The sequence below is a fragment of the Umezawaea sp. NPDC059074 genome, assembly GCF_042738955.1.
Lineage (GTDB): Bacteria > Actinomycetota > Actinomycetes > Mycobacteriales > Pseudonocardiaceae > Umezawaea.
The window spans coordinates 17,757-38,193 of sequence record NZ_JBHYHC010000013.1; the positions used below are offsets into that span (position 1 = coordinate 17,757).

The 20,437-nt window shown below is 68.6% G+C and carries 16 protein-coding genes, 1 pseudogene and 1 CRISPR repeat array; of the genes and pseudogenes, 10 read left to right on the plus strand and 7 right to left on the minus strand.

Annotated elements, in window-relative coordinates; all coding sequences use genetic code 11:
• Nucleotides 1–13: 13 nt before the first annotated feature.
• The 6 genes from ACFWW9_RS09145 to ACFWW9_RS09170 all read right to left on the minus strand — a co-directional run bounded on the left by ACFWW9_RS09145 (nucleotide 14) and on the right by ACFWW9_RS09170 (nucleotide 9,691).
• Nucleotides 14–4,480 carry a WD40 repeat domain-containing serine/threonine protein kinase gene (locus ACFWW9_RS09145; RefSeq protein WP_390373674.1) on the minus strand — a complete coding sequence of 1,489 codons (4,467 nt, stop codon included), beginning with the start codon at nucleotides 4,478–4,480 and terminating at the stop codon, nucleotides 14–16.
• 103 nt (nucleotides 4,481–4,583) lie between these two features.
• Nucleotides 4,584–5,384 (minus strand): hypothetical protein, encoded by an 801-nt coding sequence (locus tag ACFWW9_RS09150; protein ID WP_390373677.1) that lies wholly within the window; start codon nucleotides 5,382–5,384, stop codon nucleotides 4,584–4,586.
• Entirely contained in the window at nucleotides 5,381–5,941 is a 561-nt protein-coding gene (locus ACFWW9_RS09155; protein ID WP_390373680.1) for an RNA polymerase sigma factor, read from the minus strand. Before ACFWW9_RS09155 ends, ACFWW9_RS09150 begins: the two co-directional genes overlap by 4 nt.
• A 35-nt stretch (nucleotides 5,942–5,976) precedes the next feature.
• Nucleotides 5,977–6,396 carry a hypothetical protein gene (locus ACFWW9_RS09160; RefSeq protein ID WP_390373683.1) on the minus strand — a complete coding sequence of 140 codons (420 nt, stop codon included), beginning with the start codon at nucleotides 6,394–6,396 and terminating at the stop codon, nucleotides 5,977–5,979.
• Between the two features lie 1,344 nt (nucleotides 6,397–7,740).
• Nucleotides 7,741–9,107: a CRISPR direct-repeat array (repeat unit 24 nt; unit sequence TCCCCGCGTAGGCGGGGGTGGTCC).
• A 12-nt stretch (nucleotides 9,108–9,119) separates the two neighbouring features.
• Nucleotides 9,120–9,476, minus strand: a complete 357-nt coding sequence (gene cas2e, locus ACFWW9_RS09165) for a type I-E CRISPR-associated endoribonuclease Cas2e (RefSeq protein ID WP_390373686.1) — start codon at nucleotides 9,474–9,476, stop codon at nucleotides 9,120–9,122.
• Nucleotides 9,473–9,691 (minus strand): hypothetical protein, encoded by a 219-nt coding sequence (locus tag ACFWW9_RS09170; protein WP_390373689.1) that lies wholly within the window; start codon nucleotides 9,689–9,691, stop codon nucleotides 9,473–9,475. Before ACFWW9_RS09170 ends, cas2e begins: the two co-directional genes overlap by 4 nt.
• Nucleotides 9,692–9,925: 234 nt before the next feature.
• Here ACFWW9_RS09170 and ACFWW9_RS09175 point away from each other — a divergent pair.
• The 10 genes and pseudogenes from ACFWW9_RS09175 to ACFWW9_RS09220 all read left to right on the plus strand — a co-directional run.
• A pseudogene (locus tag ACFWW9_RS09175) lies at nucleotides 9,926–10,102 on the plus strand (ANTAR domain-containing protein); the annotation flags it as partial.
• Between the two features lie 429 nt (nucleotides 10,103–10,531).
• Nucleotides 10,532–12,919 carry a CRISPR-associated helicase Cas3' gene (cas3, locus tag ACFWW9_RS09180; RefSeq protein ID WP_390373692.1) on the plus strand — a complete coding sequence of 796 codons (2,388 nt, stop codon included), beginning with the start codon at nucleotides 10,532–10,534 and terminating at the stop codon, nucleotides 12,917–12,919.
• Nucleotides 12,916–13,236: a hypothetical protein gene (locus ACFWW9_RS09185; RefSeq protein WP_390373694.1), complete on the plus strand. Its 321-nt coding sequence runs from the start codon at nucleotides 12,916–12,918 to the stop codon at nucleotides 13,234–13,236. The genes cas3 and ACFWW9_RS09185 overlap by 4 nt, the downstream gene beginning before the upstream one ends.
• On the plus strand, nucleotides 13,233–14,825 hold the full coding sequence (gene casA, locus ACFWW9_RS09190; RefSeq protein WP_390373696.1) for a type I-E CRISPR-associated protein Cse1/CasA: 1,593 nt from the start codon (nucleotides 13,233–13,235) through the stop codon (nucleotides 14,823–14,825). The genes ACFWW9_RS09185 and casA overlap by 4 nt, the downstream gene beginning before the upstream one ends.
• A complete protein-coding gene (gene casB / locus ACFWW9_RS09195) occupies nucleotides 14,822–15,418 on the plus strand; it encodes a type I-E CRISPR-associated protein Cse2/CasB (protein ID WP_390373699.1) in 597 nt (198 codons plus the stop codon). The genes casA and casB overlap by 4 nt, the downstream gene beginning before the upstream one ends.
• Nucleotides 15,415–16,536, plus strand: coding sequence for a type I-E CRISPR-associated protein Cas7/Cse4/CasC (gene cas7e / locus ACFWW9_RS09200; RefSeq protein ID WP_390373702.1), 1,122 nt, complete (start codon nucleotides 15,415–15,417; stop codon nucleotides 16,534–16,536). Before casB ends, cas7e begins: the two co-directional genes overlap by 4 nt.
• Nucleotides 16,537–16,543: 7 nt before the next feature.
• Entirely contained in the window at nucleotides 16,544–17,254 is a 711-nt protein-coding gene (gene cas5e / locus ACFWW9_RS09205; protein ID WP_390373705.1) for a type I-E CRISPR-associated protein Cas5/CasD, read from the plus strand.
• Nucleotides 17,245–17,898 carry a type I-E CRISPR-associated protein Cas6/Cse3/CasE gene (cas6e, locus tag ACFWW9_RS09210; protein WP_390373708.1) on the plus strand — a complete coding sequence of 218 codons (654 nt, stop codon included), beginning with the start codon at nucleotides 17,245–17,247 and terminating at the stop codon, nucleotides 17,896–17,898. Before cas5e ends, cas6e begins: the two co-directional genes overlap by 10 nt.
• A 121-nt stretch (nucleotides 17,899–18,019) precedes the next feature.
• A complete protein-coding gene (locus ACFWW9_RS09215) occupies nucleotides 18,020–19,231 on the plus strand; it encodes a hypothetical protein (RefSeq protein ID WP_390373711.1) in 1,212 nt (403 codons plus the stop codon).
• Nucleotides 19,228–19,869 carry a 2'-5' RNA ligase family protein gene (locus ACFWW9_RS09220; RefSeq protein WP_390373713.1) on the plus strand — a complete coding sequence of 214 codons (642 nt, stop codon included), beginning with the start codon at nucleotides 19,228–19,230 and terminating at the stop codon, nucleotides 19,867–19,869. Before ACFWW9_RS09215 ends, ACFWW9_RS09220 begins: the two co-directional genes overlap by 4 nt.
• Here ACFWW9_RS09220 and ACFWW9_RS09225 read toward each other — a convergent pair whose 3' ends face one another.
• Nucleotides 19,870–20,205, minus strand: coding sequence for a hypothetical protein (locus tag ACFWW9_RS09225; protein WP_390373715.1), 336 nt, complete (start codon nucleotides 20,203–20,205; stop codon nucleotides 19,870–19,872). It abuts the gene before it with no gap.
• Nucleotides 20,206–20,437: the final 232 nt, after the last annotated feature.

Sequence of the window (20,437 nt, forward strand, 5' to 3'; positions counted from 1 at the left end):
GGCTCTCCCCGGCTCAGTTCGGACAGGTGGGCGGATCGCCCCGGTCGGGTCCCAGCGCGCGCCACTCGTCGACCAGGGTGTCGCGGTCCAGCAGGCCGCACAGCACCCGCACTCCGTGGTCCGGGACCAGGTCCCAGATCCGGGTGGTGCCGTCGGCGCCGCCGCTGGCGACGTGCTCGCCGCTCGGGTCGAAGGCCACGTCGTTGAGGTCGTCGGAGTGCCGGTCGAGCCGGGCCAGCGGCTGCCCGGCCGCCACGTCCCACAGCCGCAGCACGGTGTCCTGGCTCGCGGCCGCGAGGGTCTTCCCGTCCGGGCTGAACGCCACCTTCCGCAACGGCGAGTCGCTGCCGGTCAGCTGGCCCACCTGCTGCCCGTCCCGCACCCGCCACAGCCGCACCAGCCGGTCGACGCCGCCGGTCGCCAGGGTCGTGCCGTCCGGGGAGAACTCGGCGTCGAGCGCGCCCGTGTCGTGGCCTCCCAGCAGCGTCAGCGCCGAGCCGGTGTCCACCAGGTTCCACAGCGCCACCTTGCCTCCGGACAGCGGCACGGCCAGCGTGCGACCGTCGGGACTGAACGCGATCCCGGTGGGGTAGTTCGACTCGATCCCGTTCGGCTGCGAGTTGCGCTCCTCCTTCCTGGTCGCCCGACGGCTCACCACGGACAGGTCGTCCGCCTTGAGCAGCACCAGTTCGTCGCGGTCCTCGGTGGACTCCGTGGTGGCCCGCCCCCCGACCGCGATCCGCGTGCCGTCCGGGCTGAACGCCACCGCGAGGTACACCGAACCGGGCGAGGAGTACCGCCGCGCCTCGGCCCCGGTCGCCACGGTCCACACGACGACCGCGCCGTCCTCCCCCGTCGTCGCGAGTTCCGTGCCGTCGGCGTTGAACGCGACGTCCAGCGTGCCGCCCTGGTGCCCGGCCATCTGCCGCACCTGGTCGCCGGTGGCGGCGTCCCACAGCCGCACGATCCCCGTGGCGTCGGCCGTCGCCAGCAGCGTCCCGCGCGGCTGGTAGGCCGTGGCGAGGACGGGGCTCTGCCGGGCGCCGAGCACGTTCTTGGCGTACGACCACTTCCGCACCGTGCCGTTGACGTCGGCGCCGAGCAGGGTGTGCCCGTCGGCGCTCACCGCGAGGCTCAGGATCGTCGACGCCCCGGTCGCGTACCGGATCAGCAGGGCGCCGCTCTTCGGTTCCCACACCGACAGCGCCGAGCTGACGCCGCCCGTCACGAGCACCGTGCCCTGGGGGTCGAACGCCACCGAGGCCAGCGCGGAGTCCCCGGTGTCCAGGGTGTCCGTGGTGGTCCACGTCCCGGTGTCCCACAGCCGGGCCGTCGCGTCGTCGGACACCGTGGCGAACGCGGTGCCCGCCTTGTTGAACGCCACCGCCTTGACCTTGTCGGTGTGCCCCGTCAGCCGCGCGACCGGCGCGCCGTCGGCCGCGCGGTGCACCTCGACGTCGTTGTCCGCGGTCGAGGCGATCAGCGAGCCGTCCGGGCTGTAGACGACGGCCAGCGAGACGCCGACGGGGAACCGCGTGAGCTCCACCAGCGTCGTGGTGTCGAACACGACGATGGCGTTGCCGATGTTCACGGCGACGGTCCTGCCGTCCGGCGCGAGCGCCGTGTCGGCCGACGGGACGGGCACCGTGGCGAGCAGTTCGCGCTTCGGCACGTCCCACAGCTGGGTCTTCTTGCTCAGCAGGTCCACCGCCGCCAACACCCGGCCGTCCGCCCGCAGCGACACGGTCCGGTACCAGCCGTCGCCGTCGGCGAGCACGGCGAGCTGCCGCTTGCTCGGCACGTCCCACAGCCGCAGCGAGCCGTCCCGGCCGCCGGTGACGGCGGTCTGCCCGTCGGGGGTCAGCGCGATCGACGTGACCGCGTCGACGTGCCCGGTCATCCGCCCCCGGTAGCCGTCGGACGCGCCCGCCAGCACCGCGCTGCGCGCCTCCACCGTCGGGCTAGCGCCCCACGCGCCGAGCGCCGCCAACGCCTGCCTGCGCGGGTCGACCCCGCGGGCCAGCGCCGACTCGGCGGCGAGCTGGCGGGACAAGTTCTGCTGCTTGCCCGCGTCCGCCCGGTCCCGTTCGGCCCGCGCGTCCTGGCCCAGCCGGTAGGCGACGAAGCCCGCGATCCCGGCCACGACGAGCAGGAGGCTGAGGGCCGTCACCATCCCGCGCAGCCGGGTCGTCCGGCGGCGCGCGGCCACGTGGCCCGCGTGCTCGGCCTCCGTGGAACGGGCCAGGAAGTCCTGCTCCACCGGGTTCAGCCGCACCCGGTCCGCCGCCGAGTCCAGCCACGACGTCAACGCGGCCAGCCGCGCGCCGCGGTAGAGGTCGTCCTCCTGCCGCCCCGACTCGGCCCACGCCCGCACCGAGTCGGAGAGCCTGCGGTGCTGCACCAGTCCCGCGCGGTCCTCGTCGATCCAGTCCCGCAGCCTCGGCCACGCCGTCAGCAGCGCCTCGTGGCTCAACCGCGCGCCGGACCCGTCCACGGTCACCAGCCGGGCCGCGATCAGCGCGTCCACGATGCCCCGCTGGTCCGACTCGGCGACCTCCTCCGGGTCGACCCGCCGCCGGGCGACACCGCCGTCGTCGGACACGGTCACCAGCCGCAGCAGGATGGTGCGCAGGGTCCGCCGCCCGGAGTCGTCCAGTCCGCCGTGGATCTCCTCCGCGGTACGGGACACGGCGCCGTCGATGCCGCCCGCGCGCCGGTACGCCGCCAGCGTCAGCACGTCGCCGTCGCGGTAGTTCCACGACTCCCGCAGCGCGTGCGCGAGCCGGGGCAGGGCGCCGGGGTCGTAGCCGATCTCGCCGCGCACGCCGAGGTCGGCGATCAGCCGCTCCGGCAGGCCGGGCTCGACCTCGATCCCGGAGTCGCGGGCGGGGCTGACGATCGCCTGCCGCAGTTCCGTGGCGTCCATCGCGCCCAGCAGCACCGGCGAGGTCAACGCGGGCAGCAGCGGCGCCAGGTCGATGCACCGGTCGACCAGGTCGGCGCGCACCGCGAGCACCACCAGTGCCGGGCTCGCGCTCGCCAACGCCGTCGCGAACGCCACCCGGTCCGCCTCCGACGTCCCGTGGGTGAACAGCTCCTCGAACTGGTCGACCACGATCACCGGCCGCACCCCGTCGCCGCCGAGCGCCCGCGCGCACACGGACCCGAACTCGGCGGGCTTCTCGCGGAGCACCCGGACCCACTCCGCCGCCACGATGTCACCGTGCCCGGCCAACGCCGTGGCGAGGTTGACGATCGGGTCGCGGCCCGGCGTCAGCACGACCTGCGGCCACCCGCCCTGCCCCGGCCCGTCGCCCAGCGCCAGCGCGGGCAGCAGCCCCGCGTGCAGCACCGACGACTTGCCCGCCCCGGACGCCCCCACGAGCACCACGGGCTCGCCGCCGTCGAGCTGCTCGGCCAAGCGCACCAACAGGTCCGTGACCACGTGGTCGCGGCCGTGGAACAGGTCGCCGTCCTCCTGGTCGAACCCGCTCAGGCCGGGGTACGGGCAGGTCGGCGGCCGGTCGTGCGGGATGACCAGCGTCGGCGGCTTGCGGACCGCCGTCGACCGCACGATCGCCCGCACCAGCCTGCCCTGGTCGCGCTCCTTCGACGGTCCGGGCGCGGTGTGCGCGGCCGACCGCACGGTGACCCCGGCGTACGCGGCCGCCCGCGCCGCGGCGATCAGCTCCGACGACGTCGGGAACCGGCGGCCCGGCGCCTTCGCCAACCCGCGCAGCACCACGGCGTCCAGCGCGGGCGTGATGGTGGGGACGAACAGCGACGGCGCGGGCGCGGGCTGGAGCAGGTGCGCGGCGACCTTCGCCGCCGTGTCGATGCCGGGGTAGGGCAGCCTGCCGGTCAGGCACTCGAACAGCACGCACGCCAACGAGTACTGGTCCGCGCGGCCGTCGACCTCGCCGCCGGACAGGCGCTCCGGCGCGAGGTAGTCCCACGACCCGATGAGGTCGCCGGACGCCGTCAGCACCGTCACCTCCGACGAGGTCTCGCGCGCGATGCCGAAGTCCGCCAGGTAGGCGTGGCCGGAGCCGTCGACGAGGACGTTCGACGGCTTCACGTCCCGGTGCACCAACCCCATGGCGTGCGCGGCGTCCAGCGCGTCCGCGACCTGCGCCAGGATCCCCAGGACGGCATCCTGGTCCAACGACCCGGACCCCAGCGCGCGGCGCAGGTCGACGCCCTCGACCAGCTTCATGTCCAGGTACAGCTGACCGTCGATCTCACCGAAGTCGTTGACCGGCACGACGTTCGGGTGCTTCAACCCGGCCACGATCCGCGACTCGCGACGGAACCGGACCTGGTACTCGCGATCGGCGCCGGACAACCGCTTCAACGCCACGACCCGGTCGTTCACCGTGTCGTACGCGCGGTGCACGACCCCCATCCCGCCCTGCCCCAGCAACTCCCGGACGTGGTACGGCCCGAAGTCGGGTAAGCCGACCGGGTCCCCCTCGCTCATCGGACACCCCTCGCGTGGACGGCCTCGCTGATCACCACCCAGTATTCACCCCCGCACCGGGACCGCGAACCCCCTACGCGGCAGGGGTTTCGCGGCCCGCACCTCAGAAGGCGAAGCCGGGGTCGGTCGCGAACGCGACGAGCTGCTCGTTGCTGAACGCCGTCGGCGCGCTGTGCGAGTCCGGCGAGTTCCCCTGGACCCGGACGATCGTCCCGTCGAGGCGGTAGTGCGTGGCGACCCGGTAGCGCTGCGAGTCGATCTCCTCCGAGTGCACGGCTCTCGGGTCCTTCAGCACCTCCGGCAGCCGCACGTCCCGACCGGTCACGTCGGCGACCAGCACGAAGCTCCTGTCCGGCTGCCGGAGGCACACCGGTTCGCCGGGGACGCGCGCGGACTCGACGCACGTGCCGGGGGGTAGTTGCCGCATCACCTTGGACGACTCGGGGCCGAACACCGTGACGGTGATCCCTCCGCCCGCGGCTCCCTCGATCGTCACGAAGAAGCCCCCGACGTCCCAGTTCTTCACGCTCCCCCACGACCCCGCGCCCGTCGTGGCGCCCGGCACGACGGCGGGCAGCCTGGTCTTCAGCAGCTCCTCGAAGGCGGGGGACTTCGAGGACACGTCGACGTTCGGCGCGGGCACCGGCGTGGACGGGAGCCGCTCGTACGGGTGCAACCCCTTGTCGACGACGGTGGCGGGCGGGGGTGACATCCCCGCGGGCGGGCCGCCGAACGCGAGGACGCCGCCGAGGACGGCGACCGTCGCCACCACTGCCAGGACGACGGCCCGCCGCCGCCGAACCCCTTGGCGCGACTGGAGGATCACCGCGTCCACGTCCACGTCCACCGGTGGCGCGCCGTCCGCCAGCGCCATCAGGCCGGTGGTGAGCTCCTGGTCGTTCATCGGTCGTTCCGCCTCTCCACCAGGGTCAACTCGCCCGCGGGCCCCGAGACGGCCGCGCGCAGCGCGGTCAGCCCCCTCGCCGTCCGGCTCTTGACCGTTCCCTCCGAGCACCGCAGCACGGCCGCGGTCTCGGTGATCGACAACTGCGAGAAGTAGCGCAGCACCACCGTGGCCCGCTGCATCGCCGGGAGGTCGGCCAGCGCCCGCCGCAGCACCTCGACGTCGCCGTCGAACGCCGGGCCCGCCTCCGCCGGGTCGGCGAGGTCGTCGGCCACGTCCGGCACGACGCCGTCCCGCGCCTCGCGCCGCCGCCACGGCCTCCGCCGCTCGTCCAACCAGCACCGCAGCAGCACCGTGCGGACGTAGGCGTCCACGCCAGTCGGCCGGTCGATGCGCGGCCACGCCCGGTGCAGCTTGATCAGGCACGCCTGCACCAGGTCGTCGGCCGTGTGCCCGTCCCCGCAGAGGAGCCGCGCCAGACGGCCCAGCGCGGGGATGGCTCCGGCGGCGAAGCGACGGAACGCCTCGTCCTCGGGATCGTCTCGTCGTTTGCCCACACCGGTACCACGGAGGCCGCGGGCCGGGGGTTCCCTCAGACGGCGAAGTACGCCGTGGCGACCCAGACCCGGACGGGAGCGGGGAACTCCGGGTTGTCGCTGCCGAGGTCGCCCATCGGCACGGTCCAGGCCGGACGGCTCCGGTCCACCAGGCCGCTGCCGTCCGGCGGGGCCAGGACGACGCTCTCGAAGCCCTCGCAGGAGTAGTAGCCGTCGGCGCGGCCGCCCCACGAGCCGCCGTTGCGCGCCCGGCACCTCGTCCCATCGGCGAGTTCCAGGCCCCACGGGTAGGCGTTCGGGTACACCTCGACCGGTTCCGTGGAGGTCGCGCGCCGCAACGACTTCACCCACAGGGTGTCGCCGCACAGCAGCGTGACGCGGTCGGGCGCGACCCAACAGACGTCGGTCCCCGCCGCGGTCGGCGAGCACTCCACGATGTCCGCGCTGACCGCCACCGACGAGGCGAAGCACCCCTCGACGGCGGACCACGGCTCGACCGCTTCCCGAACTCGCCCGCGCTGATCCGGTCGAACCCGTCGCGCCGCCCGTTGAGGGGCAGGTCGACGGTCTCGGTCCGTCCACCCGTCGACACGTCCACGACGAGCCGCCCGGAGTAGCTGTGCGCCCGGTCGCCGAGCAGCCACACCTCCAGCGACCCCCGCTCCCCCGGTTCGAGGTTGAACGCGAACGTCCGGGTCTCCTCGCCCCGCCGTCGGAGCACTCGAACGCGATCACCGGTTGCGAATCCGACTTGCGCACGTCGACCGCGCGGACGTTCGACAACGACAGCATCGCGCCGTCCTCGGCCGAGTTCCGGATGGCGATCCGCTGGTACGGCGGTACCTCGGTACCCACTCCAGGACGTCGTCCGTGCAATACCCGTCGGATCCGGGAGGCATCTCCTCCAATGGCGCGTCCAACGGCAGCACGAAGTTCGTGATCCCGTGCTTGTTCACCGGTTCGGCCACGAAGTTCGCGACCGTCGTCTCGTCCTCGAACAGGTCCGGAACCGGCCCGAATACCGCGGCCACCAGGCTCGGCAACGCGATCACCCCGCCCATCGCGAGAAACCACGGGCTCTTGACCGCTGAAGCGACCCTCCCGTCCCCCGGCCTTCGTTTTCCGCGCACTCCCCATCCACCAGGGGTCGCACGCGAAGCCCCGCTACCCAGCGTCAACGACACGATTGGAAACCAGTCCTCTGAGGACCGCCCATTCACACCACCCGCACGACCGCTCACCCGGAAGGGGACGCAAATACGAAGGTCAACATCTCCGCCCGCGACGAAAACCCGCAGATACGACGTTGAACCCCGGAGAACGTGCTGCGGCACCCCGAAGAAGCCGCCAATTCACCCCACGGCCGCACACCACCGCGGACCACCGCCCGACGACGGCATAAGACCAGCGGACGACGACCGAGCGCATCCGGCGAGCACCGTCCGGGCAAAGAAAAAGGATGCACACCGACGAGCGGTGTGCATCCTGTGCGTGCCCCGGTCCGGCTCGTACAGGATGCACACAGGCAATCGACCCGTACACCCAGCACAACCAACACGCCCCCACACGCCCCGCTCCGACACAAAACCGCTGGTCATCGAAGCGCGGGTCCCACTGGTGATGGAACGCCGAAGGCCATTGCCAACAGGTACGCTCAACCCTGCTTAAAGGTCCAGCACCACCGCACACAAGCCAACAAGCATCACGATCAACGCCGCCGCGACCCATCTGGGACACCCAGCCGAGCCAAACCCATGCTAAAACCGGCAAGTTGCCGGTAAACGCGCTGGTCAACAAGTGTCTTCCCCGCGTAGGCGGGGGTGGTCCGGCGCGCACGAACACGTGGCGTAAGGCGTGGGCGTCTTCCCCGCGTAGGCGGGGGTGGTCCCCAGAAGAGGAGCGCCTCGTGCAGCTCACCCCGGTCTTCCCCGCGTAGGCGGGGGTGGTCCCTGGCCGAAGCGGTAGTCGAGGATGTCGCGGAACGTCTTCCCCGCGTAGGCGGGGGTGGTCCCCCATCATGCTCATGACGAAGTGGTTCACCGACGTCTTCCCCGCGTAGGCGGGGGTGGTCCCTGCGCCTCGGTCCGCTGGGCTACGGCCTCGGTGTCTTCCCGCGTAGGCGGGGGTGGTCCGGAGAAAAGCGACTTCACCGGCGTGGCCGTCGTCGTCTTCCCCGCGTAGGCGGGGGTGATCCCTCGCCGACAAACGGCGCCTTCGCGAGACCCGTGTCTTCCCTGCGTAGGCGGGGGTGGTCCGGACGGTGTGGTCAAGCCTGTCCCGAAGGACATGTCTTCCCCGCGTAGGCGGGGGTGGTCCCCTCACGATCGCCTAGTCGTTCGAGCAGATCACGTCTTCCCCGCGTAGCGGGGGTGGTCCCGGGCACGCGCAGTACGACCTGCGCGCCGTCGAGACCTCCCCGCGTAGGCGGGGGTGGTCCCCCCGGCAGGGTGCGGATCAGCACCAGATCGTCGTCTTCCCCGCGTAGGCGGGGGTGGTCCTTCGCGCTGGCCTACGAGCTGTATTCGCTGGTCGTCTTCCCCGCGTAGGCGGGGGTGGTCCGTCGTTCAGGATCGGCTCGGCTTTCAACCCGGCGACTTCCCCGCGTAGGCGGGGGTGGTCCCCGCTCGACCCCGACGCCGTCTATCGGGACCACGTCTTCCCCGCGCAGGCGGGGGTGGTCCCGGCCGATCGCGCGCCAGCGACAGGAGGGCCATGTCTTCTCCGCGCAGGAGGGGATGTTCCCAGGCTGTCGAAGTCCAGCCGCCAGCTCCGTTCGGTCTTCCCCGCGCAGGCAGGGGTGTTCCGCGTCGCGCAGGTCCGTGTGTCCACCAAATTGGTCTTCCCCGCGCAGGCGGGGGTGGTCCTGAGGAACCGTGCCCGGACCCGTAGTGCGTGCGCATCTTCCCCTCGCAGGCGGGGGTATTCCACGCCGTGACGCCGCGGGTCACCCCGAAGGTCCGTCTTCCCGCGCAGGCGGGGGGGTGTTCCGTAGCCGGCCCGGCTGGTGTCAGACAGCTTAAGGTCCTCCCGCGCAGGCGGGGGTGTTCCCTCCAACACGGTGCCAGGGTTCTTCGAGTCGCGGTCTTCCCCGAGCAGGCGGAGGTGCTCCGTCATGGAACGTCGAATGGCGGCCGTCGCGGTCGTCGTCCTCGCGCAGGCGAGGTGTCCCGCATCGCTATTAGTCAGGTTTGCCGAAACGGCGGCGCCGTCCAGCAGTGCTCCATCCCTTCGACCGCTGGTCCACCGCTTCACCTTCTTCGGCCGGAGCCGGACGACGGATGAGGTTTACCCCCTCGAAGTCGACCGGTTCCCAGTTGTGCTCATGCACCTCGAAGGCCAATCCTTGTTCGTTGTCGGCTCCATAGACCATGATCGCGCGGCCGGTCTTGACCATGTCCAGGACGCGAAGCCACATCAAGCCACGGACCCGAGCGTTGATCTTGCCCACGAACACACCCGGCGAGATCTCCAACAACCAGCGGGTCAGGTGTCCGCGTAAGCCGACCGGGCACGCGGCGACGACGATCACGGTCACTCATCACCATCGCTGTAGTTCGTGCCGCCCGCGACGGCTTGTCCTTTGTAGTCCCAGAGTTCGACGATGTCGGAGCCGTCGAAGTCATCGGTAGCGTCTGCCAACGCCGTGGCCCACGTGGCTGCGATGGCACTGTCGATGTCGGGTGGAGCGGAGACGATCAACACGTATACCGCGTCGTGGACGCGACGGCGGGGCAAGGAGAACAGCGACACGGGGACTCCAACGCGAAGGGGTCGGGACGAAGCGTCGACGGGCACTGGGCTGAACCCGATCCATCCGGTCCGGTAACGAGCAATCGAATATCGAGGCGTGGATGCTGTGCGCAGGGTGGCGCGCTGCCGCACTCGCCCACCATGAGCAACGCCTGGCCGTCTCCGGCCAGTAGCCGCACCAGTGCCATGTTCATCGTGCTGGACGGGCTGCGAATCCTTTCTCTGGTCCGAAGGCGTCAGAGGGTAGAAACCCGTGACGTCATCGGCAAGGCCAAGGGCATTCTGATGCACCGTCAGGGTATTTCCGCCGACCAGGCCTTCGAACTGCTGCGCAGTACTTCTCAGGAGCTCAACGTCAAACTCGTCGTTCTCGCCCGCAACGTGGTCGCCCGCCACACCGAACTGGACTGACCTGCTGTCTCACGTGAGAGGTTCTTGAAGCAGGGTGAGCACCGCGGCCATGGCGAGGGCAGCGCATAAGTTACCGTCGTGTCATTCGGGGTGGGCAACCGGTCAGCGATCAGAACCATTCAAATTCGTCGACCCAGTCAACGGTTTCTTCGCGCCAAGCCAAACAGAAATGCGTTCACCCCGACTTCCATTGTGCGTCGACAAGAATTTCCACCCCACCCCTTCACCATGAACAAAAATCCGCAATATTGCGGAAAGCAAGCCAACCTTTCGAGCATCTCAATTTACCTACCGAACAGTAAGACTCGGCCATTCGGGTGAATTCACCGTCGACTGAGGGCAACATGCCGTCAGCGGTCACGAAAATGGCAGCTTCTCTGCTTTGATCCGTCACTGTCAACCATCACGATTCCATCAGCGACGGAAGTAGTGAGCGACCACAACAACAACGGCCCACCCACTGAGGCGTTTTGGGGCAAGTCCTCAGGCCGGGACGCCTACCACCCGTTGATCTGCCACGCCGTCGACACGATGCTGGTGGCTGAGCGCCTGTTGCCCATGGTGTTGGGACCACATGCCCGTGACGTGCTGCTAGAGGCGTTCACGCCACTCGGCGATCCGATACCGTGGGCGGCGGCGCTGTGCGGGCTTCATGACATCGGGAAATGTTCTCCAACATTTCAGTCACTCGTTTTCGAACTTTCCAAAGACTTGCTCGGCGAGTGGGCACTGGCAGATCTGGAGATGACGCGGAAGAACGACGTCACCATGGGGCGAGTGGACACGCCTCACGGTTTGGTGACGGCGCTGCACTTTCGAGATGTGTTGAAACAGTGGGGTGCCTCGGTCGATACGGCTGTCGGGATAGCCGCGGTGTTGGGTGGGCATCACGGGCACTTCCCGGCGGGGCAGGACTTCGAGCACGCCAGCGGCCAAGTCAACAACCATGGTGGTCCGCGGTGGGCAGCATGGCGCACCGAACTGTTCCACGAACTGGTCCGACTGCGTGGCCTGCCAGCCCCTGATCAGTTGCCGTGGTGCGATGTCGTGCTTCCAGTGCAGGCTGCGATCGGATTGGCCGCCCTGACCACCGTGAGCGATTGGATCGCCTCGGGGGATGGAAACTTCACTTCGCCGATGGCGGGATTAGATCTCGAGAAATACTTCGTAGACGCCGCCGGACGTGCTGACGCCGCGATCGAGCGTGCGCGGTTGCAGCCGTGGGCGGCGCCCTTGGATACCGGTTTCTCGGCCTTGTTCGACGATCCGGAGCAGCGCCCGGTGCAGGAGGTTGTCGAGCGGTTGACGGTGCGGTTGGACGGTCCGTCGCTGGTGTTGGTCGAGGCGCCTACTGGTGAGGGCAAGACCAAGGCGGCGTTGCAGGCGGCCTCGGCGATGGTGCGCCAAGGCAGGGCCAACGGCATGTACTTCGCGCTGCCGACTCAGGCCACGAGCAACCAGACGCTGGGCGTGGTGGAAGACATGCTCGCCGGATTGGGTGACCTGACTCCGGTGAACCTGGCGCACTCCAGCGCGAGGGACTTCCTCGTCGAGCGCGTGACGAGTCCGACCGACGTCGGCAGGGACGAGGACGGCGACCACGACCTCGTGGCACGTACGTGGTTCACCCGTAAGAAGAATCTGTTGTCCGCGCTCGGGGTGGGGACGATCGATCAGGCGTTGAAGGGTGCGATTCGGTCGGGGCACGTGTTCGTCCGGCTTGCGGCGTTGTCGAGCAAGGTGGTGGTGATCGACGAGGTGCACGCCTATGACCTCTACATGTCGACGCTGTTGGAACGGTTGTTGATGTGGCTGGGTGCGTGCGGGGCGTCGGTGATCATGTTGTCGGCGACGTTGCCGTCGGATCGGCGCGGCCGGTTGATCCAGGCGTGGCGTGGCGGGCTGCTCGAGCGTCCGGTCGGGCAACTGTCCCCGGTTCCGGAGTGCGCGGCGTATCCGCGGGTGAGCATCGCGACCGCGGACGACGTGGTGGTCGAGTCCGCGGAGATTTCGAAGATCAACGCGAATCGGACGATCCGCCTGGAGCGGGTGTCGGACGAGGGCGTGGTCGACTGGCTACTGGGACACGCTCTGGCTGGGCGCTGTGTCGCTGTGGTGCACAACCTGGTCAAGCGAGCGATCTCGACCAGGGACGCGCTGAAGGCCCGCATCGACCAGCTGCCCGAGAAGGATCGACCGCTGCTGCTGGAGATCAACGGGCCGATGCCCGCCAAGAAGCGTCGTGAGGCCGAGGCCGACTTGCAGCGGTATTTCGGCAAGGGCGGAGACCGACCTCCGGCGATCGTGGTCGGTACCCAGGTGCTGGAGCAGAGCCTGGATCTGGACTTCGACGTGATGCTCAGCGACTTGGCACCGATCGACTCGCTCATCCAGCGGGCCGGACGTGTGCATCGGCATGACCGCGATCCCGATCGGGGCCCGCAGGTTCTCGGAGTCACCGGTGTCGAGTTCACGCCTACCGGCCCTCGGTTTCCGCCTTCTCTGCACACCGTCTACGCGCCGATCGTGCTGTTGCGCACCTGTGCGGTTCTCGACGGCGAGACGACCATTCAGTCCCCGATCCAGGTGCCGGTTTTGATCGACCGGGTGTACCAGGACGAGGTCGAGTGCCCTGCCGGATGGGAACAGGCCTGGGCGAAAGCGGCTACCCAGTTGGCGAAGGCACGTGACAGCGACATGAAGGCCGCGGCGAGGTTGTACCTGCCGATGCCGTTCGCGGTCGACGGGCTTTCCAACATCACCGAGCGGCCGAAGAATCCCGGCTTGACGAGAAGACAGCGAGGGAACCGTTCGTGATAGCCGAATCCAACCTGGGTGAGCTGTCGGCCCGGGTGGTGATCATGCGGCGTGACGCTACTGGGGCTGTGGTCCCGATGTGTGGTGTCGGGGAGGCCGGTCTTGCCGACTCCAGTGCGGTGCTGGTCGCGCCGACCAGTGTGTCGCATGAGGTCTTGCGGGCGATTCAGCGCAGTTCAGTGCCCGACGAGTGTGCTGGGAATCCGTGGTTCGACCAGCACCGTGCGCTCGTCTTCATCGAGGGTTGTTGTGTGGTGGACGGCCATGAGTTGCACTACGACGAGGGGTTCGGTGTGTACACAGTGGAGGGAGAGTGACGGCCTCGTTCGACGTCGTCTCCGAGCCGTGGATTCCGGTGGTGGACTTGGACGGAGCGGCACGGGAGGTCAGCCTTCGCGATGTGCTGCTCGACGGTCATAATCTCAGGCGGATTGTCGGCCAGACCCCGCCGATGACGGCAGCGCTGTACCGGATTGTGCTTGCAGTGCTGCACCGTGCCTACGGACCGGCCGACGAGGAGGCGTGGAAACGTCTGTGGTCGGATGCCGCGCTGCCGAAGGACGAGTTGACCGAGTACTTCGACCAGCATCCGGATCGTTTCGACCTCTTTCACTCGACGTATCCGTTCTTGCAGTGTGCGCAGCTGTCCTCGGTGAAAACGACGACGGTCGCGAAGCTCGTGCCGCACCTGTCCGTCGGCAACAACGTGACCCTGTTCGACCACACCACGGCACAGGACGTGCTCGACCTGAGTCCGGGCGAAGCGACGCGCTGGCTGGTCACGGCACACGCTTTCGACCCTGGCGGAACCAAAACTCCCTACCACAAGGTCAAATCGTCCAAAGCCGCATCGTGCAGCGGGCTCGGCGTGGTCCTGGTGGAGGGCGCAACGCTGAAGGACACGTTGCTGCTCAACGCCTTGCGCTACTCACCGGAGGTCGGGAAGCCGCACAACACCTTTCCGGCGGATGCTCCCGCGTGGGAAGGGATGCCTGCCGCCCCGGAGCCGGACGAACGCCAGCCTGACGGGTGGACGGACCTGTTGACGTGGCAGTCACGACGCATCCTGCTGTTCCCGACCACCGTGGACGACCGTACGGTCGTGCGGGAGTCGGTCATGGCTCCGGGCAGTCGTATGACCAGCGAAATCGCCGAGGTGGAGATGATGGCGGCGTATCGCAAGCCCACCACCGCCAACGGCAAGCCCAAAGCCGACGCTCCCCTGTTGCCGATCAGACTGCGCCCTGTGCGCGGTGTGTGGCGGCACAGCGTGGAACTGCTGTTGGTTGATACCTTCGCCGAGGAGAACTCCCGGCAACGGCCCCGTGCGCTCAAGCAGATCGCCGACCGCGTGGTCTTCGAACGCGTACCCGCCGATGCGGTCTACACGCTGCGGATCTTCGGCCAGCAACTGGACAAGAACGCCTCCGTCGTCGAGGGATACTTGGAAGAAGAGGTACCCGCCCCGCTGGCACTGGTACGTGCGCAGGACAAGGCTCTGGCAGGCCTCTTGGGATGCACGGTGGAATTGGCGGACGAGGCAGGCGCCGCTCTGCGATCAATGCAGCGCGAGTACCTCAAGGATCTACGAGCAGAACCGTCCGACACACTCGACATCGCCTACTGGCCGGAACTGGCTGCACCATTCGCGACGTTCCTGCGCGAGGTCAACGCCGCCCGACTCGACGCGAAATCCGAAGCGCCCGCCACGCGCACGTGGGCACGAGCCGTCAGGGTGGCCGCAGAAAGCGCCTCCGAGCGTTGGGCCGACGGCACGGCCTCCGCAGACCGCAACCTGAGCACGGTCGGCAAGCACCAGGGCGTGTTCCTGCAGCGATTGACCAAGCACGTGAACACCTTCCACGCCAAAGCCACCGCCTACCTCAGCAAGGATGAAGACCAGTGAGCGATCCGCTCGCGCAGCGACGCGACGCCTTCATCGACCAACTGCACAAGTTGCACCATGGTGCGAGCTCGGGAATCGCGAAACACCAGTCCGACTGCCGTGCGCAACTGGCCCGGCTTCGGCGCAGCTTGAACGGACCGCAGTACCAAGTCGACGCTTACGAGTTCTTGTTCAAGCAGAACCCGCCTGAGACCGAGCAGGAGACGTGGCTGCTGGTCGCGGGCCTGTTCGCCACACATCCCCAGCCTGGTCGCAGCGGCAGGCGGTCGCTGGGCACCTCAATGCGTGACCTGCGGGCCAAGCGCACCGATTCGGCGACGCGTCGATTTCAGCAATTGCTCGGGCGTGACCGTCGCGCGCTTCCCCACCATCTTCGGCAAACCATCCGTCTGCTCGCCTCCGACAGCATCCCGGTCAACTACGGCCAACTGTTGGACGACCTCGTCGTTCTGCTGGGTGAGCGCTACCGCGAACCGGAAGCACACCGCGTCCGCCTGAAGTGGGCCCGAGACTTCCACCTCCCCGACATCAAACCCACGAAGGCGGCCACCTCAACCGGCACGCCGATCCCGTCATCCTCGGAGAACCAGTGATCATCGAACTGCATCTGCTCCAGTCGTTTCCCGTCAGCAACCTCAACCGGGACGACGTGGGACAGCCCAAGACCGCCACGTTCGGTGGCGCTACTCGTGGGCGGATCTCCAGCCAGTGCCTCAAAAGGGCCGCGAGGCAGTTGTTCGCCGAGCACGGCCTGGACAAGTCGGAGATCGGGGTCCGTACCAAGCGGCTCCGTGACGGTGCGGTGGAGATCCATGTCAAGGCTGGTCGGGACTTGCAGGAAAGCCGAGATGTGGTCACTGCGGGATTGGAGCAGCTCGGGTTCGGGGTCGACCAGGAGAAGGGGCTGACCGAGTACCTGCTGTTCGTCGGCAACGGGGCGATCGACCACCTGGCCACGTTCTGCTCGGACAACTGGGACCAGCTGCTGGCGGCTGCGAAGGCCAAGGGTGGGAAGAAGCCCGCGAAGGCGAAGACGGACAAGGATGCCACCGCTGAAGCCAAGCGGTTGCTCGATGGCTCCAGGGTGGCTGACGTGGCGCTGTTCGGTCGGATGATCGCCGACAACAAGGACTTCAACGTCAACGCCGCGTCCCAGGTCGCACATGCCCTGTCCACGCACTCGGTGGCGACGGAGTTCGACTTCTACACCGCGGTCGACGATCTCAAGCCCGAGGACGAATCCGGCGCCGACATGATCGGGACCGTCGACTTCAACTCCGCCTGCTACTACCGCTACGCCAACCTCGACCAGGCCCAACTCCTGAAGAACCTCGGCGACGACGAGGACCTGGCCCGCCGGGCCAGCAGCGCGTGGCTCAACGCGTTCATCCACGCCGTCCCCAGCGGCAAGCAGAACTCGATGGCAGCACGCACCATGCCCAGCACCCTGCTTGGCGTCGTACGCGACCACGGCGCCTGGAACCTGGCCAACGCGTTCCTCAACCCGATCGTCGACCACGACCTGCTCGCGGCCTCGACCGCAAGCCTCACCAACCACTTCCGGCAGCTCCGCACGTTCTACGGTGACAGCGGCATCCGCACCGTCGCCGCAGCATCCATCACCGGCGACGTGCCTCACACCGACGCTGGCGACGTGGTAAGCACGGTCGACGAGTTCACCGCGCGACTGCTCGCACCGGTTGGAACGTGACCAACCGGTGACACGAACTCTCGCGTTGTGTTTTGACGCCCCCATGCAGTCCTGGGGCATACGCGCCCGCGGCATCCTGCGCGACACCGCCATGGAACCCACCAAGTCTGGCACCCTCGGCGTCCTGGCCGCGGCGATGGGCATCGACCGCGACGACACCCCCCGGCTCAAGCGGCTCGCCGCTCTGCGGCTGGGTGTGCGAGTCGACCGCGAAGGTCTGCTGGAACGCGACTTCCACACAACCCAGAACGTGCCGACCACCGCAGGACGTGGGCACAGAACGGTGGTCAGCGAGCGCTACTACCTGGCCGACGCGCTGTTCCTCGTCGCGTTGGAAGGCCCATCGGATCTCATCGCCGAGATCGGCGACAGCGTTCAACGTCCCCGGTGGCCTGTCTATTTGGGACGGCGGGCCTTCGTTCCGACCCGGCCGCTGTTCCTCGGCTTCCACGACACAACACTGGAGCAGGTGTTGCGGGAACACGTGTGGCTGGAGCACCCCGACCGCATCCGGCAGCATGATCGTTTTGCCACGGACCGACTTGGCCTGCGTGTCGTGGTCGACTGCGAGGCGAAGGCGGTCGGCGCGCAACTGCGTCACGACGTGCCGTTGTCGTTCGCCCAAATCGACCGGCAGTTCGCGACCCGCTCGGTCCTGGTCGACCACGTCCCCCTCACCGACGACATGATCACCCCCGGAGACCGATCGTGTTCCTGACCAAGCTGACAGTCGACCCGCGATCCCGCGAGTTCCGACGCGACTGCGCCAACATCCACGACATGCACCGCACCGTCATGTCGGGCTACCCCGAAATCGACAACGACATTCCCGCTCGGGAAGCGCACGGGGTGCTGTGGCGTCTGGACGACAATCGCGGCACATACGTCCAGTACGTGCAGAGTGCCACTGAACCGAACTGGAGCAAACTTCCCGCCGGTCACCTGATCCGCCCACCGGAGATCCGGCCTCTCAAACCGGTCATCGACGCGATCCGGCCCGGCCGCAAACTCGCGTTCCGTCTCATGGCCAACCCCACCAAATGCGACTTCTCCAGCCGCAAGCGCGTTCCGCTGCGAACTCAGGACGAGCAGATCCAGTGGCTCATCCGCAAAGGCGAACAGCACGGATTCGTGATCCCCTCGGCACAGCAAGGTGGCGCCGACGTCGCACCGTCCGCCGTACCGCGGTTGACCGGTTCCAAGGACAAAGCCGGGAAGATCACCGTCGACCCGGTCCGATTCGACGGGCATCTCGTAGTCACGGACGACAAAGCCTTCACCAGCGCGCTGGTCGCTGGGATCGGTCGCGCCAAGGCTTACGGCTGCGGCCTGATCAGTTTGGCTCCTGCGCGCATCCAGTAAATCGCCACCATGGCTTGGAACAGGTGCGTATCGCAGGTCAAGTTCCCGCATGAAGCAGGAGTGGCCCCACCGGAAACTGGGACAACACCGGTGTCGACTTACCTTCCCCGTTCAGGCGGGGGTGCCCCGGACCGGTAAGAGCGTCGTCCTGGACGCCCACTACCTCGCGAAGATGGAACGTGGCGTCGTGGCGCGGCCCTCGGAGCACTACCGCGCCGCGTTGCGCGCGGTGCTCGGTGTGGCCGCGGACGCCGACCTCGGTTTCCCGGACCCGCGGGCCCGCGTCCCGGCGCGTGTGGTGCGGTCGGATCGTCGGGTGCGGGTGTCCTCGGATGGCACGGAGGAGGCGTTGATGGACGCGGCGGAGGAGTCGGCGAGTTTCCTGGCGTGGGCGGAATCCACGAACGTCGGCGAGTTGACGATCGACCAGATGCACGCCGACGTGCGCCGCATCGCCCACTCCTACCTCAAGGTGCCCACCCTGCCGTTGTTCGCTCGGACCAAGGCGCTGCGGGACCGGGCGTTCATGCTGCTGACCGGTCACCAGGACCCACGGCACACCCGCGAGCTGTACGCGGTGGCGGGCTGGTCGCTCACCGTGCTGTCGTGGATCTCGGTGGACCTGGGCCGTCCCGACGCCGCGGACGATCACGCTCGTGCGGCGTGGATGTGTGCCGGGCGCGCCGATCACCACGCGCTGCGGGCGTGGGTGCGGGCCACCCAGCACACGGCCGCGTTCTGGCAGAACGACTTCACCGCCGCCGCCCAGTATGCCGCCGACGGGTTGACCTACCGTGGGAGCGGCAGCGCCGAGCTGTTCCTGTCCAGCGCGTTGGCGCTGGACCTAGCCCGCGTCGGCGACGCCGACGGCGCGACCGCCGCACTTCGCCGAGCCCAACGGGCCGGTGAGACCGCGCAGCGCGTCGAGGACGAGCTGGCCGGGCCGTTGACGTGCTCGGTGGAGCGGGCCGGGTCGTTGTGGTCGGACACCGAGTTGGTCTTGGGCCAAGCCGACAACGCCCTCGCCTTCGCAGACCGGGCGGTGGCCGCGTTCGAAGCCACCCCGGAAGACCACCGCAGCCGGGGATCGGAGCGGATGACACGTCTGCAGCAGGTCAAGGCCCACGTGGTGCTCGGCGATCTCGCCGCGGCCGAGGAGGCGTTGCGGCCGGTGCTCGACACCGCGCCCGCCCACCGGGTCAGGCCGCTGGTGCACCGCGTGGTGGAAGCGGGTGCCATGGCCACCACGACGGCCGATCCGGCCGCGCGGCGGATCCGCGACGCCGTCGCGGACTTCCGGCGGGACACCGTGACCAAGGAGCTGAGCGCGTGACCGAGCCGATGCGGGACCACTGGTGGTGGCGGCCGGGATGGCGGGTCGGGCGGTCGTTCTACACCTGGCACATCACCTTCGCCGACCAACCCGCCGCACAGCGGCTCGTGTCCGATTACGCCCCCGCCCTCGCCGCGCTGCCGATGCTCGACCCGGTTCCGGTGCGGTGGCTGCATCTGACGCTGCAAGGGATCGGGTTCACCGACGAGGTCGACCGCGCCGACGTCGACCGCATCGTGCGGGCCGCCCGCGAGCGCTGCGCCGCACTGGAGCCGTTCACCGTGATCATCGGGCCCGCGCACGTGGACCCGGAGACGATCCAGATGCCCGCCCGGCCGCTGGAACCGATCACGCAGTTGCGGTCGGCGATCCGCGCCGCGATCGGCGACGTATGGGGACCGGACAACGTACCGGAGCCCGAAGCGGGTTTCCGGGCACACGTGTCGCTGGGCTACTCCAACGCTTCGGGCCCGGCCGAGCCGGTCGAACGCGGCCTCACTACCCACGGCGAACACAGGGCCGAGGTGACCGTGTCCTCGGTGTCGCTGATCGACCTCAACCGCGACCGCCACTCCTACGAATGGGTTGACGTCGCGTCGGTACCCCTAGTCCGCGAAGGCGTCGGCCGCTCTCGGTAGTCACTCGTGCGGCAGGTTGAGCGTCTTGGCTCTGCCGTCCAAGTACAACGCGTCGAGAAACCTCACCGCTTGTCCTTGTGCCGCTGTGCCGGGAGCGGCTTCCAGCAACGCCAACAGGCTGAGGCCGACATCGTGGGTCAGGTGCGTGAACAGCCGAGCGAGATCAGGTGTCCACGGACCTTCGAATCGAAGGACGACCACCCCGCTGTCGTCGACCATGACAGGCCGCCCGTCAACCTCGGCGGGGTGCCACCGCGGCGTGCGGTTGACCAGCTTTCGAAAGCGTTGGACTTTGTCCTCGAAGTGCTGCCGCTGCATCATGCTCATCGCCGCCATGCCGACACGATCGCACATGTGTTCGAACGGCAGTCAAGTCACGAAACAGCCCACGGCCATTCGACTGGCCCGCCTACGCCCGGTCGGAGCACTTGGGGGGAGAGGGCCCCTACCGGAACACGGCGGCCGGGGGGATGGCCGCCTCCGCGATTGTCGCGGTTCCACCGATTTCCGTTACCCCTACTTCCCCGCCTCCGACTCATCAGCAGCACGTCACCTGGCGCGATCACCG